The organism is Falsiroseomonas oleicola, assembly GCF_019029495.1.
GTDB classification, from domain to species: Bacteria; Pseudomonadota; Alphaproteobacteria; order Acetobacterales; family Acetobacteraceae; genus Falsiroseomonas; species Falsiroseomonas oleicola.
In genome coordinates this window covers 207,350-223,190 of the sequence record NZ_JAERQM010000003.1, presented here as the reverse complement: position 1 = coordinate 223,190, position 15,841 = coordinate 207,350, and the positions used below count along the sequence as shown (strand labels likewise).

Genomic DNA, 15,841 nt, shown 5'->3' with positions numbered 1-15,841 from the left:
TTCCATCACGTGTTTGATTGTATGATATTGGATGCGGAGCGCAACACAGTAAAGCTCCTCGAGGCACGTACGAGGGTACGGTCGGGGCCACTCAGGTGGCCACAGGTCGGTTCCGTCCCTTTACAGATCATCAAAGAGGGACGTCTGGTTCGGATCCTCGGGGGAAAGCACGACTCGAGCTCCGTGTCGAATGGGACGTACGAGCGAGTGATCTGCCATCTTGCTCAGCGCGTCGTTGTTCTTAAGCCGCGGAGCAAGCCACCTTTCCATCCACCAGGACACGACAGCACGCGTTCCCGCCTTGGGGTCACTTAAGTCGAAGAGGTAGTCCGGTTCCCTGTCCATTCCGAGGAGGTACTCGCGGAGGTTTCGGATCAGCGGCACGCCATAGACGATGCGGTGGCGGCCGTGCATCAGAAGCGCGTCGGTAGGTAGCTTCAGCCGATCCAGGCCCTCCCTGATCTTCCGCAACTTCGGGCTTACTCCCTCACCGAAGATGCTGTTTACGCGCTGGCCGGTAAGTGACTGCTGCACGAGTGCCACCAGAGCCTCGACAGTCGCGGACCCGAAGTGAGACGTCCCGTATGAGCCGGACCGACCGAGTTCAAGGAAGACGAGTTGCTCGTCGGCCTTGCCGCCGAGCCGAGCGGCCGACATCCGGAGGCGATTGTACTGGCTCGATCCAACGCCATAGAGCGACGTCGTACCAAGGAAGACGAGGTGCGACGGCCGCACGATCGGACGGCCGGCCATTGATGACGCGATCTCACTCTGTTGGTCGGAATATCGCTGCCGGTAGGCTGCGATGACTTCCGGGCTCGCAGCCAGCATCGAGACTAGCTTTCCTCCTAGGATGGGACCGTAAGGGGCAACCGCACCGCATACCGTGATGTCGGCCATGGCGATGCCGACGCGGTCGGCCTTGGCCTTGCGAAGCACAGTCTTGATCGCTTGCCGGCCCTCTTGGTCCTTCAGCAGTGCTCGCACCTCCTCGGCCGTGGGGCTCTCCGATAAGAATTTTCCAAGGGCTATTTTGACGCGGAACATGTCCGCCAGCGCGAGTGCCCGCTTGCTGCGATACAGGTGTGACTGTGCCTGCTTACGCCAATGGGCTTCTGCGCTTTCGGCGTTCGATCGCGCGCTGCGCTTCATCTCCTTGCTGCGGGCCAGCCTGTGGTGCAACTCGCGCTGGCGCTCGGCGTAAACCGTGAGTTGTGAGATGACGTCGACGGATGGGGCTCGGAAATCTCCCGGTTTGAGCAACTGCTCTTCGATGAAGTCTTCAATGTAGCATTCGCTGACACTGGCATCGACGATCTGCGTCAGCCAGGCGGCCAATGCTACAGAGCCTTCTTCGTCCGCAAACTCAAGAAACGCATCCGGGTGCCAGCCAATCCAGGCGTCCCGCTCGCGGATTTGGACGATCGGGCTGCCGAGTGCGCCGATGCCAACGATCGGGTGGTAATCGCACGCACGATCGCGGACGAGGAAGGCCATCGTCCGACCTGGCGTGCTCGTATACTGATTGCTCCATGTGTGGCGGAAGTAGCGCCAGATGTCCTGCAGGGCGAGGCCTGTGTGCTCGCACGTCGCGCCAGCATCGACAAACTGAAGATAGGGATCGACGATCTGCTTGAGGCTTGCGGTGACGCTCTCCGGATCTGATGATCGGACACGCCGAAGTCCAGCCGCGAGTTCACGGCCGTCGCGCATCAGCGAAAAGACGGAGACTCGTCGACCCTTAAAGAGATGGCTCGCTTCAAGCCCGCTGACAAATCGTCGGGTCGATGGTTCGCGGAGTTGCTCGTCGCGCTTCACCAACTCCTGCCTGCGGATGCGCTCCTTCTCGCTCAGAGGGTCGAGGCGCTGCTCCTCCGGGCGTCTCACTTCGACGGATCCATCGGTCGTAAGGCGAATGGGCCATCGCTGGTGGGCAAGGTCCGTTAGGATGAGGAGTGCCGCGCGCAACGGTGCCGTGCGAGAGAGGCCGCCGAGGTGCTGCATCGCTTCGTTTGTGACGCGTTCGATTGCCCCATCTTCGGCGGGCTGCGAAAGGCTCGACAGTCGCTCGGCGTGCGCGCGGAAGGCCGCGCGCGCGCCCCCCTCTTCGGGCAGCGACGGCGCCAGGACGAACCATTCATCTTGGGAAGGCTTATTCATCGGTTAGCCGTCAAGGAGGGTTGCTAACGTATCGCTCCAACCCTTCCGAATGTACTCAGCGACCTTGATATCTGTTTCCTTCTCAAGGAGCGCCTCGGTTCGCGCAATGGCGAGGAGGAGGAGATCGAGGTGTCCTCGTAGGGTCGCCTCGGCCGGGGTGTCTGCGTCGAGCAAAGGCTTGTAGATGATCTTGTAGAACGGGTGCTCCGGATTGAGGACCAGCACGAATCGCCCGTCGTCGCGGGCGTAGTTAAAAAAGAGCGTCTCGCTGAGCGACTTTGCAAGAATTCGGTACTCTGTCTTGCGGTGCGCCTCGCCCGCGTCAGCAGCCGGCGGCAGATTCTTCCCGAGACCGCCTAGGACCTGCTCGTCACGAGGCCTGCGCCGCTGTGGCAGCGGAGGGAGCATCACGTCCTTCTCGCTTGCCCGTCCTTCGGATGCGCTGAACCGCTCGGCGGTTTTGACAGCGAGATGCGCCTTTCGTGCCCGAGCATTGAGCGCCCTGGCAATTGCTTCGATGTCGGGCGCGATGGCCTCAACTAGGTGCGGCATCGGGCGAATCTGCTGTTTGCTGTGCGTAATTCCGAAAGCTTCGTCGAGCACCGGATCGAAATTCACCTCGCAGCGCCACCAATCATCATAGTTCTCGCGCCGCTTGCCGTTCAGGAATAACCAGCCGTAGTCGACCTCGCGGCCCGCTCGGACGACCGACACGCCAGCGCCCTTGGCGATGCCCCGAAGTCGCTTCTCATCGTTCCCGAGTTTCGACCACGCCTCAACGGGGAGTTCCGAAAAGCGGATACGCACGCTACCGGTTGTCGTCCGGTCGTCAGACCTGGCTGCGACTTCAATGACCAGTTCATCCCCAAACTGCGTTGCGCCGGAGAATCGGCTGCTCGGACATAGATAGAGGGGATCGACCGGTTCGACGGGATCTGCATTGATCGTCAACGACACTCCGCCCCAGAGAAAGTGCCGGAAGCGACGTCCGAGGGAGACCAGGAGCCGTCTGGTCAGCGTCGATATGCGGCGGTTATCCAGACGGTCGCAGCGGGACCAGGTGACCGCGGTGCCGCTCGCGTGGCCGTTGATGAACGTTGGCCGGGGCACGACCCTCGGCTCAGGCACCGCTGTGATCGCACCGCTCGCGATCTCATCGATGTCGAGATATGAACTGAGGACTTGGCCTCTGCGTGATCGCCACGTGTGAACCGTGACGCGCTTCGCCTGACTGAGCGAACTGTTCGGCAGCCCCATGCCGTAGCGTCCGAGACCGTTCCGATCATTGAACCGCGAACTGCCGCCAAAGCGCAGTGCGGTCCGCAGCGTTCGGGCGTCCATTCCTGATCCATTGTCAACAACGGACAGGACCAGGGGATGCTCCTCGCCTGTCTCGTCCACACTGATGGACACGGCAATTTCGGTCGCCCCAGCTTGAAGCGAGTTGTCGATTAGTTCTGCGACCGCGCTGGATGTGCCTTTGTAACCGGAGTCACGGGTCGCCTGGATGAATTTGTCCAAGGCGACGATCGAATAATCTTCATCTATACTCTTCGTCATTGGCCCCGCTCTGCCGAATTCATTCGCCTGTACCCAGTTTCCTAATAGAAGCCCTGCTTTTCAAGGTCATTTGGCACGCCGCCCCGGAATAACGCAGCCCGCGGAGCATTCAAGGTGGTCTCTCGAGCGCGTCCCGGCGGCCGCTTCGGATGGGATTGCAGGGCAATGGCTGAATGGCTGGGCATCTGCGGGACTTCGGCTGATCAAGAGCCATGGGCCCGATACGTATCATTGCACCAAGGCGTCTCGCGGTCGACTTCAGCAGGCCTCAAGTCCGATGCGCTGAGTAGCACATGCCTCATTGCGGTGCAGGGGCGGATCCCGGGCGCTCCGCTCACGGCACCCGCCGCTTCGCCACCCACACCGACAGCGTCGCTGCGGCCAGATCGAACGTGGCCACAGAGATGTTCCGCGCCATCACCCTCACCGTGTTGTTCGACCACACGGCAGCGTCGAACTCGATGAACCGCGTCGACGACACCAGCGATGCCTGTGCCAGGTCGCCGGCCCGCGCCCCGTTCACCGTGACGTCGAGAAGCGCCGTGGGCCCCGGTGCCAGGCTCGGCAGGTCCCAGGACACCTCCGCGGCGAATTCCCGCCGCCCTGAGCCGAACAGCGCCCCCGTCAGCAACGGCGTGTCATTCAGCACCGCGGGTGCCGCCTCCGGCAGCCCGTTGAAGCAGAAATCCGGCATGAAGGTCGCGGTGGTGGTCGAGGTGGCGATGGTGATCAGCCCTCCCCGCCGACCTCCGTCGCCGACTGCGGAAACGCAGCCGAGCGGGTGTTAGGGACGCCGGCCCGGAACCGCTGTAACCGCGACGCCGGCGCACGGTGCCGGTTGATCACCGCATTGCCGCAGCGACTGGCCGTCGCCGTGTAGTCGGAGCAGCGCATTACATCGCGTGGCCCGCGCCGGTCACCAATCCGAATGCGGCAAGCGTCATCCACACCGCCATGGCGATCATCATCAGGTTTTCGGTCAGCGAGATGAAGCCGAGGGGAACGTTGCTCGACCCGCCGACACAGGCGCATTTGAGCTCGCGCCGGTCGATGTAGACGGCCTTGAACACCGAGACCGCGCCGATGGTGCCGATGAAGAGTGCAACCGGCACCGATAGCCAGGTGAGCGCACCCGCAACCATCAGCACCCCCGCCAGGCCCTCCGCAAAGGGGTAAATGTAGGAGTAGGGCACCCACCGCTTGGCGAGCAGGTCGTAGTTCAGGAACATCGTCGAGAAGCTCTCGATGTTCTGGAACTTCAGCAGCGCCAGCACGACCATAGAGAAGCCGATGAACCACTCCGCCGCGCGCATGGTGAAGGGGTTGCCCGTCACGGCATGGCTCGCCGCCATCGCCATCAGCGCGGTCATTGCGAACAGCGCGACGACTGGCCGGTAGCTGGTCGCCTTCGGATCCGCGACAGGCTTTCCGAGGAACCTGAGAACGTCGTCGTAGCCGCCGACGCGCTCGGCCCCGATATAGACCTGGGGCGTTGTCGCCACGTCATGCTGTTCCTTGAAGGCGTCGGTCTGTTCGCGCGTGGTGAGGTGGTGGTCCTCCACCTCGTAGCCGGACCGCTCAAGCAGATCCTTCACCTTGAGGCCATAGGGGCAGGTGTGCTGCGGCATCACCATGCGGTGGATGGCCGCCTTCTTCGGCAATTTGGGGCTGCTCGATGCGGCGGAAGGGAGGGTTGTAGCCGACATGCTGGGTCTCCTTGAAAAACGGTCGGCCTGAATATAGGTTCCGTACCATAGTACGGGGTCAAGAGGCGAAAATGCTTACCCGCGGCATGCCCGAAATGGTTGGATCCATGACGATCGGCGAGCTTGCCACCGCCGGCAGCGTGGGCGTCGAGACAATCCGCTTCTACCAGCGGAAACACCTGCTCAGGACGCCGGTACGAGGTGGCGGCATCCGGCACTACGATGAAACCGATTTACGCCGCCTGCGGTTCATCAGGCAGGCGCAGACGGCTGGCTTTACCCTGGAGGTGATCAGGGAGCTTCTGGATCTCGATGCCGGCGAGGACCGCAGCCGTGCTCGCAAGCTTGCCACGACCCGCATCAAGGCGCTCGACGACAAGATCGCCGACCTCCAGCGTGCACGGGACGCCCTACGACGACTGGCGAGGGAGTGCGCCGAGGGAAGTACCGGGCCATGCCCCATCTTGGCTTCCTTCGACGTTTGAGGCTGGCGAGACATCCATCTCGGCATTCGCCTTAACGCAGATGCTGACGCCCCGAGTGCAATTTGCAGGGCAAGCCAGGGGGTTGAGATAGGAATTTGAAGCCCCCGGGGTGGGCAGGCTTGGTAGGCTCTGTACCTAGCGTGCTGCCGCGGTGGCCGTCTGGGAGGCGGCAGCACGTTTTGCAGAAGGCGCTTGGCTTCGATCGGCTCCAGAGCGAAGCGTTGCTCACGCCCCGGCCGGTTCATCCCAACGGGGCGCGTGGTGGTAGGGGCCGATCCTCGGCGCCCGCCGCCGGAGACCACCACCATGACGCTGTCCGACACCCAGTGCCAGATCCTGCGCGAGGCTGCGCAGCACGAGGCGGGACTTGCCCCGCTGCCAAAGATCCCCGCAGCAGCACGCAACGCCGTCTTCCGTAGCATGCTCAGAGGTGGGCTGCTGGCGGAGCTGGCCGCGCTGCCGGAGCATGTCGGGCGCGGCTGGCGCCAGGACGAGGCGGATGCCTGGATCGCGCTCCGTATTACCAACGCTGGCTTGACCGCCATCGGCCTGGAGCTCGTTCAGACGAGCCAGGAGACCGACGTGGCGCCCGTGGCCCCCGAGGCTGCGCAGATCGAAGCCACGGCCTGCGGCAGCGCCGACAGCCCGGGCCAGGGCCCCGAGGCGGCATCCATGCCTCAGGCCGCGAGCCCGAGCCGGACCACCCTGCGCGCCGCCGCTGCTGCGGTGATTGCCGCCTGGGAAGCATCGCTGCCGCTCGAGGCTCCGTTGACGACCTTGTGCGGAATCCTGGCGGGTCGAACGGCGCGCGCACCGCTAGCAGCCGGCGCCCCTCGTAAGCCACGCGAAGGCACGAAGCAGGCGGCGGTGCTGGCGCTGCTGCGCCGGCCCGAGGGCGCGACCGTGCCCCAGGTGGTGGAGGCCACCGGCTGGGCGCCGCACACGGTCCGCGGGTTCTTCGCTGGCCTCCGGTCCCGGCACGGCATTGAGGTGACGGTGCTGGAGCGTGTGCGGCAGGTTGGCCCGAACAAAACCGGCGCGCGCGGCAGCTACAGCATCTACCAGATCGCTGTGGTGGCGGCCTGATGTGGGCGACCCAACACGCCGCTTCGCGCCTTGCGGTCGGCCTCTACCGGGTCTCGACCGCTGAGCAGGGGCAGAGTGGGCTTGGCCTGGATGCGCAGCAGGCCAGCGTGCGCGCCTTCGTGGCAGGGCAGGGGTGGACGCTGGTGGCGGAATTCTCCGACATCGCCAGCGGCAAGGACGATCGTCGGCCAGGCTTTCAGGCTGCACTGGCGCGGTGCCGGCAGCTTGGGGCCGTGCTGGTGGCTGCGCGGCTCGACCGTATCACCCGCCGCGCCCACACGCTGTCGCAGCTGCTGGAAGACGGCCACGCGATCCGCGCGGCCGACATGCCGGGCGCGGACGAGCTGATGCTGCGGATCTACGCGGCGATGGCACAGAAGGAGCGGGAACTGATCAGCGAGCGCACCAGGGCGGCCCTGGCGGCCGCCAAGGCGCGTGGGGCGGTGCTGGGCGGCGACCGCGGCTACCGACCCGCAGCAGGTCCTGACAGCAGTGCGGCGGCCCTGGCGCGCCGCAAGACGGCGGAACAGGCGGCGCATCGACTGGCCCTTGAGGTGGAGACATCACGGACCGGCGGAGCTGCCAGCCATCAGGCGCTGGCGCGGGCGCTGACGGAACGCGGGGTGCCAACGCCGCGTGGCGGGCCGATTTGGACTCACACTACAGTGGCAAGGGTGCTAGCACGAGCGTTCGAAAACTCAACCTAATCGGACCGGCTATAGAGTCAGGCGAGGCCGATCTCGCACCAGTTCGCGTCCGGCTGACGATCTCGATATGCATGACGCCCAGCGGCCCAATCGGATCAAGCGTCAGTCAGAACATGTCCAACTTCTACATCTCAGGTTTCTCGCCAAGCGACCGGACGATGGCTCGCGATCTGCGTGAACCTGGTCAGCCGCTCGCGTTGCACAGGGCACATTCCGGCCACGTTAATCGATCCTGACCCTGTTTTCGCGCACCACGCGCGCCCAGGTCTCGGTCTGCACGTCGATGAACCGACCGAAGGCGGCGGGCTCCGACATCAGCAAGTCGAAGCCGAGGCCGTCGCGCAGCCGCTGACTGATGGTCGGCTGCTCGACTACCTTTACCAGCGCTGCGCGGAACTGGCGCAGGATCGGCTCAGGGGTGGCAATCGGCGCCAGCACGCCGGTGAAGGACACCGCGTTGATCCCCGGCACACCGCATTCCGCCAGCGTCACCAGATTCGGATACTTGCCGGAACGCTCGGCGCCAGTCTGGGCGAGCGCGCGCACCAGGCCCGTGGCGACATGGCCGGAGAGCGCCGCTGCCCCCAGGGCAAGGTCCGTCTGGTTGGACGCCGCGGCCGTCGCCAGCGGTCCGCCCCCACTGTAGGGTACGTGCAGAAAGCTCACGCCGAGCGCCTTCTGTATCTGCGCGAGCACGAGGTGCGTCAGCGTACCGTTGCCGTTGGACGCGCAGGAGATGGCTTCGGGCTCTGAGCGTTTCGCCGCCTCGAAGACCTCGGGAAGGCTCTGCCAGCGGCGTGGCGCCGGGGTGACCACCAGCATCGGTGTTGTGCCGATCAGGGTGACCGGCGCCAGGTCACGCGCGGAATCGAAGCCGCGGTTTGGCATTAGTGCTGGGTTGGTAACATGGCTGTCGAACACCAGCACGAACGTCTGCCCATCCGGCGCTGAGCGCGCTACGGCGGCTGTGCCCATCGTCCCGCCGGCGCCCGGCCGGTTCTCAACCACCACCGGCACACCGAGTTCGCTTTGCAGGCCGGGCTGCACCAGGCGGCAAACAGCGTCCACGGTACCGCCTGGCGCGTAGGGGGCGACGAGGCGGACCGGCCCGCGCGGCCAGGTGGGTTGCGCGAGCGCCGGCGTGGAGAGGCCGGCGCCGACGCCTAGCAGGTGTCGTCTTGACAGGATCATGGCGGTCCGGCTCCTCCCGAACACGAATCCTAGGGTGAAGACGCGGTTCGGCGAACCGCGTTCTGGCCATGTTCCGCATTCCGGAAAGATTTCAGTGCAGCGTGATCGCCCGGAGCGTCCCGATCTACCACCGAACTGATGCGCCTGATCTACGCGGCGATGGCGCAGAAGGAGCGCGAGCTGGTTGTCGCTCGGGAAACGATCTACCGAGCTTGACTGAGCGGAGGGCAGAAGCTGCCACGCCGGTGAAACACAATGCAATCCTCTGAAATCGCAACGCGGGACAAGAAGTCTTAGGCTGACACAAGCGAGAAGCTTGTGTCTCGGCCCAATATTCGACGATACGCGTATACTGCCTCACCGCTGATGGACCGTTCGCCTTCACGTCACTGGCTGTTCTTGCGGCTGAAGAGGTAATGATGGCGCTTATGATTCCGACTTTACGTGTCCGGTCCCTTCGGGGCGGGACCATGGTGGAATTACCGGACCTTAGCGCCGGCTACATGAAGCAGCGCGTCGGACTAGGCAAGGCGAACTTGAGCGCAGATGTTCGCTTAGTACAAGCTCTGCTGAACTGTTGTGGACGTATGCCGCGCCGCCAGCCAATGGCGTCTGGACTTGTGACCGATGGACGGTTTGGGCCGCGAACTCTGAACGCGATAAAGGCTTATCAGGCGGATCGCTTCGGGGCCTCCGACGGAGTAATTTCGCCCGGGCGTCCAACAATTCGGGCGCTGGCTTATGAGAGCCGAATCGCCACTTCATTTTTCGGTCTAAATAATAGTATCAGCATGCCCGTTCGCAGCACGCTGATTCGCGATATCCCCAATCCTATTGACCAAATTCCGCTGCTGCCGCCGCCTCTGATAGCAACCAATGAGGACGAAGAACGCGCTAATGCGGCCTTCACTCTTTTGCCGCGGACGCTCGCCGTTGCGGCCAAGGCAGTGCGCATTGTCGATCAAGCTCGCGACTTGCTCCGCCTCAAGCGCGACACACCCGAGAACCGACAAGCCCTATCGCTGGTCGCGAAACACTTCACCGAACGAAAAGAATCAGCAGATCCACTAAACGTCTATATAGACTTCATCTACGGCATCTTCGTGCTCGCACAGAACAACCTTGCGACCCGAATAGCTCAGGCGCCCATGCGCGGGTTTTTTGTGGGCTCAAAGGCATTACAAGGGCCAAATGCGGCAGCAGCCATGTATTGGGCATCTGCCTGGACAATCCTGCCCGGAGTTCCTGTCGGCGGCTGGGTCACTCTTTACCCACTATGGTCGCAGCTTTCGGATCAACTCAAGATAAGCATTGTGATCCACGAGCTCGCGCACGGATTCGGCTTCAAAGAAAATCAACCGAATTCGGTCAATGATTATGCCTATCCCCATGAACCAAGGTACGCGCCTTTGCCGATGGGGCGCCGTGTCTACACCGCAGCATGTTACGGCACGTTTGCACATGACGCCGCGTTCGGTTCGCCTTCAATGGTCCGCGACTATGGCCACGTTGAGAAATTCGAGCGGAGCCCCTTCGTCAGCAATGCTGGCACCATCACCGATCCCTGAAAAAACTGCCCGCTGGCCACTTGCTCCGGTCCGACCCACCTGCAACCACTCCAGCCCTGTTCACCACCGATCAACGGTCGTTGGTCGGTGGTGAACATGCGTCAGTCGCCCTCCTGATCGTCGATCTGCGGCAGGCGCCGATTGGGCCGGCCCAGCTCGGCGTCGAGGATTGGCCGTGGTGGACCTGGCTCTTTCGGATCGACGATGTGGAAGACAACACTGAGCGATTTGTCCACCTCATCGGTCGCAGCGCTGCCGGAGCCGTCGTGCTTCTCGCGCCAGCCAGCCCGCGCCTTCATCCAGAAGATCGCGGCCGCGACCGAGCCGCCATCCGTCGCCATCCGGAACAGGCTCTGCGCCACCTTCGTCGTCGCCTCGATCGAGCCGCGGTCGAGTTCCTCCCGAAAGTGCTTCCGCAGCGTCTTCTTGTCGATCTCCAGGAAGGTGGCGATGTCGTCCTGCGGGATGCCGAGGCCGGACATGGCGCGCACCGTGCGCCGCTGCTCGTCGGTCGGCACGTAGGTCACGCCCTGCATGGCACAGCCTCCTCAGCGCCGCGCGCCGCTGCGACCCCTGCGAACGATATCCCATCAGCCTCCAGCACCGCCTGCTGTCCGGTGAAGGCCTGCCAGCGCAGCACCGCCACATCGACATAGGCCGGTGACAGCTCCACCGCGTGGCAGGCCCGCCCCGACCTCTCGGCGGCGATCAGCGTCGTCCCGGAGCCGCTGAAGGGCTCGTAGATGGCCTGACCGGGGCTGGAATTGTTCTCGATCGGACGGCGCATGCACTCGACCGGCTTCTGAGTGCCGTGCGTGGTCTCGGCATCCTGCCCGCGGCTGGCGATCTGCCATAGCGTCGTCTGCTTGCGGTCACCGCTCCAGTGACCGGTCGCGCCGCCGCGGACGGCGTACCAGCAGGGCTCGTGCTGCCAGTGGTAGTGCCCGCGCCCCATGACCAGGCGCTCCTTGGCCCAGACGATCTGCGCGCGGATTTCAAACCGGCAGGCGGTGAGGCTGTCGGCGACGGTGCTGGCGTGCAGCGCGCCGTGCCAGACATAGGCCACATCACCCGGGAACAGCGCCCAGGCCTCCCGCCAGTCGGCCCGGTGGTCGTTCAGTACCTTGCCGGTGCGGGCGGTTTTGCTCCCTTCCAGCGCCGCGTTGCGCCAGGCCGGGTCGTATTCTACCCCGTAGGGTGGGTCGGTCACCATGAGGTGCGGCCGCACCCCGGCCAGCACCTGTTCGACCACGATCGCCTCGGTGGCGTCGCCACAGATCAGCCGGTGGCGTCCCAGGCGCCAGACGTCGCCGAGGCGGCTCACGGGATTGGCGGGCGGCTCCGGCACCGCGTCCGGGTCGCTGAGGCCAGCGGCTGGGTCTGCCAGGAAGGCTCCTAGCTCCAGCTCATCAAAGCCGGTCAGCGCCAGGTCGAAGCCTTCGGCATGCAACTCGCCGAGTTCGAGCCGCAGCATGGCGTCGTCCCACCCGGCGGACAGTGCGAGGCGGTTGTCGGCCAACACGTAGGCGCGGCGCTGGCCCGGTGTGAGGTGGCTCAGCTCCAGCGTCGGCACCTCCGCCATGCCAAGCCTGCGGGCGGCCAGCAGGCGGCCGTGTCCGGCGATTACGCCGCGCTCGCCATCGACCAGGATCGGGTTGGTGAAGCCGAACTCGCGGATGGAGGCGGCGATCTGCGCGACCTGTGCCTCGGAATGGGTGCGGGCGTTGCGGGCGTAGGGCACCAGCGCGGCGACGGCCGCGAGTTTGTAGGGCGGAAACAACGTCGTGTTCTCGGGGATCGGCGCGCCGGCGGGCTGGATGTCACTCACTGCGTTCAACCTTCTGCGGACGGAGGCGCGGCAGCACCATCAGCGGCGCCTGGTCATCGCCGGACCGCGCATCGACAATGCGACGGACGATGACGAAGGGCTCGGGTGGCGCGGTGGCTGCGGGCGGCGGGGCGGCCTCATCGGGGCGCTTCTCGCGCCAGCCGGCGCGCACCTTGAGCCAGAAGATGGTGGCCGCGATGTTGCCGGGCGTGCTGACCTGCTGGAACAGGGTCTGGGCGACGCGCGCATTGGCCTCGATGGCAGCGACGTCGAGCTCGTCGCGGAAGTACCGGCGTAGGGTGGGCGCACTGCACCGGACGACGCGCGCGATATCCTCGTGCGGCACGCCGTAGCCGGCCATGGCACGCACCAGGCGCCGCTGCTCATCGGTTGGTGCGAAGGGCGGGCGGCCGGTCATCGGTAGGCCCTGCCGACGTGGCGACGGGCGGGAGCAGCTTTGTTAGAGGGGAAGGCGCCAGCCCATCCGGCCGATCCGGCGTGACGCGCTGCGGCAGGTGGATATGGTGGGTTTGGTGCCTTTGTTCCGGCCCCTCTATATAAACTGTCAAACACACACAGCATGTGTATGTACATGTACTGCTCTGACAGTTTTCGCGTGGGGTATGGGAGAGATCCACCAAACCCACCACATCCACCTAAATCAGGCTGCGTCAGCATGCTTGGCCTCCACGTTGAGCTTCCATCGCTGGCTGCCAGCGAGCAGGCGCGCGCGGGTGATGCGCAGGCCGTTCACCACACGCCCCTGGTGGTCGCCGATCCAGCGCCCAAGGCGCTTGCTGTTGATCGCGCCGTTGTCGCCGGCGATGACGAGCAGTGCCTCGCGGAAGTCGGCGCGCTCGAAATGCTGCCGTTGGTGACCGAAGCTGCTGCCCGCAGACGAGGGCCCGGCGGTCGCGCATTCGATTATTTCGCGCACCGTGACGTCACGGGTGCCGAGGTACTCGTGCCATTGGCTGAGCAGGGCGGTAATGGCGTCGAGCCGCGGGTCCTGTGCCCTGACCACATCAAGGGTGGCCACGGGATCGGCTTGGTCCAGCCACAGCAGCGCGCCCCGCACCCAATCCGACCATGCCTCGAACGATCCGAGTGGGGGAGGCGAGCCGGGACGGCCAGCCACGTGGTAGGCGCGGAGAACGGTCAGCGCGGCGACCAGCAATTGGCACCTGTTCGCCTGCGCCTCTGCCAGAGGATCGCAATCGAACTGACGAAGCTCCGGCCGCTCGACCTGTGGGTCCAACTGGCAGAGCAGCGCGCGGCGGGTCATGTCGCCCAACATCACTAGGTTGTTCCCGGTGGCGGTGACGAAGCTGTTGCTCGGCAGCTGCGGCGCCTCCGATCGGCCGAGGATGCGGCAGCGCACGGTTTCCTGGGTCAGCAGCGAGCAGAGAAACTCACCGCCAAGAGGAGCTTCGCAATTGTCGATGGCGATGAACTGCTCACCCTCCAGCAGCAGCGAGCCGAGGCGCTTCTCAAACTCCTCCTCCGTCTTGCCCTGGGAGATCACCGCGGCGACGCGGCCGGTGGCAATGACGCTGCACAGATCGACTAGCATCGACTTGCCCGATCCTGCCACCGGTGCCGAGAAGCCGTGGAGCGGGGCGGTTCGTAGCGCCCGGCGGATCACGGAAGACAATATGGCCGACAGCGCCACGCTGCGGCTGGCCTCGTCGACGAACGGAAATGTCGAGATCAGCCTCAGTAGAAGACCGAGCGCCGCGCGCGCATCTTCCTTGCTGGGACGATCCGGCACGTCCGGGAACTGGCTCCCCCGAAAGTCGAGAAGCAGCCCGGTGGTGGCGTCGTAGCCGGGTTGGTCAAGCACCGTGCCGTCGGCCCGAAGCGTCGGGGCCGACAGGATGCCGGCGAGGACCGGCAGGCGCCAATGCCCTCGCCGCTGGCGAAGGATCGTGGCCACGCGCAGCGGTGCATCGATGGACACCCACTCATCTTTGCGCCTATCGACGCGCTCCCAGCACGCGGCGGCGGTGAGAACCTCGGCCAGCGCTTGATCCTCAATCTCCAGGATCTGTAGGTGGCTTCGGTGCGGGTCGTGGCCGACACCGAGGCGGATGACGCCTGGTCGTACCAGGAAGGATCCGCGCTGATACACCCGGTGCGGCTTAGCCAGCAGCGCCTCCTGGGCCTGCTGGACAACCTCTGGGAGTGCTCCGCCTGAGATGCGGATCAGCGGGCGCTCGGCAGGCTGACTTTGCAGAAACTCCGGGGTCTGCAGGTCCTCGATCTTGAGCCATCCCTGCTCCAGCATCTGCCGCAGGAAGAGCAGGCGGTCGCGTCCGTCGCAGTGGGCATGGCGGCAGTGGATGACGAAGCCGCGGCTTTCGCTCTGGCTGGCGTTGACGATGAAGGTGGCGGCGTCAGCGCCAGCCTGGGTGTGGGCCGCCTCGTTCGGGCAGCAGATGTGGTGCTTGGTACCGTCCGCCACCTTGCCGAGCAGGATGTGCGGACTGCGGGCGCGGAGGGCGGCGACGATCTCAAAGTGGCGTGCCGAAGCGGCCGCCCAGGCCGTGAGATCGAGGATTTCGCCGGTGTCCGGATCGGTGAAGGTGATGCGGCCGAAGTCGAGGCCGAACGGGCCGCTGGCGTCCGTAGTCGCGCGGGCGGCTCGACCTTGGCGCTTCCCTTGCACAGAAGCGCGTGGCGCCGTAGCCGGGCTCGGGAGGCTGAACAGGTCGCAGGGCTGGCCCTCCAGGACCAGGATCTCCGAGGGCGGCCCGTCCGCCGGGCGACGCGGCAGGTAGAACAGCCGGGAGGTGTCGGTGCAGGATTGGTCGTGCTGCAGAGCCAATGCCTGGGCCAGCGCCGTCACGCGCTCTTTCCAGGCTCGGTTCGCGGTGGCCTGGCTGTCGTAACTTGACGCGATCCAGGGACGGTGCAGCGGCAGGGTTATCCGGAACTTCGGGCATGGCGCGTGGTCGAACGTGACCTGGTCATCCGTCTCGGCCACGACCCGCGCGCCATCTGCAATGCCGGGCCTGTAGCTCCGCTCGGCCTCCAGAAATGCCTGCGCCGGATTGGACAGATTCGGATGGGCGGCACGGAACTTGTCCCAGTTGCCGCGCTTGGCGATGGTCCGGGTGCCGAGGTGCGAGTGGGTCGAGCTGATGGCGGCAGCCCAACCCTGCCCCCTGACTGCGGTCGCGATCTGCTCCAGCGTGGCGCCCGCGTCGCTGTCGAGCATTGCTATCTCGATCCGCTCGGCGTCCAGCTTCTGGCGCCGGCCGGCACGGAAGACGGCGGGCACGATGCAGTTGCCCTCCTTGGCACCAATCTCGTGTTGCGTCAGGCGGTCGCAGAGTTCGGGCCAGGTGAAGCTGCGAACGTCAGACCACGGCGCCGTCTGGCTATCGCCGCTGCCGAAGGTGACGCGGTAGTGGCGCACATCGGTCCCAGCCGCCGCTCGGGTCGGCCGCGGAGCAAGGTCCTGGTAGTCCTGGCTGTCGCCCTGATCGTCCACCGGTTGGCCCCGCGCAAAGATGGCGGAGAGAAGGACCGTTGTGGCACCGCGATC

General features: G+C 65.1%; 13 protein-coding genes. 4 read left to right on the top strand and 9 right to left on the bottom strand.

All coding sequences use genetic code 11. The features are described from left to right. Positions 1-120 precede the first annotated feature (120 nt). From JJQ90_RS11920 to JJQ90_RS11905, 4 genes are all read right to left on the bottom strand, one after another. On the bottom strand, positions 121-2,160 hold the full coding sequence (locus JJQ90_RS11920; RefSeq protein WP_216875672.1) for a Druantia anti-phage system protein DruA: 2,040 nt from the start codon (positions 2,158-2,160) through the stop codon (positions 121-123). Between the two features lie 3 nt (positions 2,161-2,163). Beyond that, a complete protein-coding gene (locus JJQ90_RS11915) occupies positions 2,164-3,720 on the bottom strand; it encodes an ATP-binding protein (protein WP_216875671.1) in 1,557 nt (518 codons plus the stop codon). A 334-nt stretch (positions 3,721-4,054) separates the two neighbouring features. Then, positions 4,055-4,414 (bottom strand): hypothetical protein, encoded by a 360-nt coding sequence (locus tag JJQ90_RS11910; protein WP_216875670.1) that lies wholly within the window; start codon positions 4,412-4,414, stop codon positions 4,055-4,057. Between the two features lie 199 nt (positions 4,415-4,613). Beyond that, a complete protein-coding gene (locus JJQ90_RS11905; protein ID WP_230410597.1) occupies positions 4,614-5,426 on the bottom strand; it encodes a glutaredoxin family protein in 813 nt (270 codons plus the stop codon). A gap of 107 nt (positions 5,427-5,533) precedes the next feature. Here JJQ90_RS11905 and JJQ90_RS11900 point away from each other — a divergent pair, with 107 nt between their 5' ends. The 3 genes from JJQ90_RS11900 to JJQ90_RS11890 all read left to right on the top strand — a co-directional run bounded on the left by JJQ90_RS11900 (position 5,534) and on the right by JJQ90_RS11890 (position 7,704). Continuing rightward, on the top strand, positions 5,534-5,911 hold the full coding sequence (locus tag JJQ90_RS11900; RefSeq protein WP_216875669.1) for a MerR family transcriptional regulator: 378 nt from the start codon (positions 5,534-5,536) through the stop codon (positions 5,909-5,911). Between the two features lie 306 nt (positions 5,912-6,217). Then, a complete protein-coding gene (locus JJQ90_RS11895; RefSeq protein ID WP_216875667.1) occupies positions 6,218-6,997 on the top strand; it encodes a DUF3489 domain-containing protein in 780 nt (259 codons plus the stop codon). Beyond that, positions 6,997-7,704, top strand: coding sequence for a recombinase family protein (locus tag JJQ90_RS11890; protein WP_216875665.1), 708 nt, complete (start codon positions 6,997-6,999; stop codon positions 7,702-7,704). Before JJQ90_RS11895 ends, JJQ90_RS11890 begins: the two co-directional genes overlap by 1 nt. A 222-nt stretch (positions 7,705-7,926) precedes the next feature. On the opposite strand, the gene JJQ90_RS11885 is transcribed toward JJQ90_RS11890, so the two are convergent. Continuing rightward, positions 7,927-8,895, bottom strand: coding sequence for a Bug family tripartite tricarboxylate transporter substrate binding protein (locus tag JJQ90_RS11885; protein ID WP_216875663.1), 969 nt, complete (start codon positions 8,893-8,895; stop codon positions 7,927-7,929). A gap of 503 nt (positions 8,896-9,398) precedes the next feature. Between JJQ90_RS11885 and JJQ90_RS11880 the strand changes: the two genes are divergently transcribed. Beyond that, a complete protein-coding gene (locus JJQ90_RS11880; RefSeq protein WP_216875661.1) occupies positions 9,399-10,463 on the top strand; it encodes a peptidoglycan-binding domain-containing protein in 1,065 nt (354 codons plus the stop codon). A 101-nt stretch (positions 10,464-10,564) separates the two neighbouring features. Here the strand turns inward: JJQ90_RS11880 and JJQ90_RS11875 are convergent, their stop codons facing one another. From JJQ90_RS11875 to JJQ90_RS11860, 4 genes are all read right to left on the bottom strand, one after another. After that, a complete protein-coding gene (locus JJQ90_RS11875) occupies positions 10,565-10,999 on the bottom strand; it encodes a hypothetical protein (RefSeq protein WP_216875660.1) in 435 nt (144 codons plus the stop codon). After that, positions 10,987-12,291, bottom strand: a complete 1,305-nt coding sequence (locus JJQ90_RS11870; RefSeq protein ID WP_377098644.1) for a site-specific DNA-methyltransferase — start codon at positions 12,289-12,291, stop codon at positions 10,987-10,989. Before JJQ90_RS11870 ends, JJQ90_RS11875 begins: the two co-directional genes overlap by 13 nt. Then, positions 12,284-12,709, bottom strand: a complete 426-nt coding sequence (locus tag JJQ90_RS11865) for a helix-turn-helix domain-containing protein (protein ID WP_216875659.1) — start codon at positions 12,707-12,709, stop codon at positions 12,284-12,286. The genes JJQ90_RS11870 and JJQ90_RS11865 overlap by 8 nt, the downstream gene beginning before the upstream one ends. Before the next feature lie 243 nt (positions 12,710-12,952). After that, positions 12,953-15,787, bottom strand: a complete 2,835-nt coding sequence (locus JJQ90_RS11860; protein WP_216875658.1) for a hypothetical protein — start codon at positions 15,785-15,787, stop codon at positions 12,953-12,955. Between the last annotated feature and the right edge of the window lie 54 nt (positions 15,788-15,841).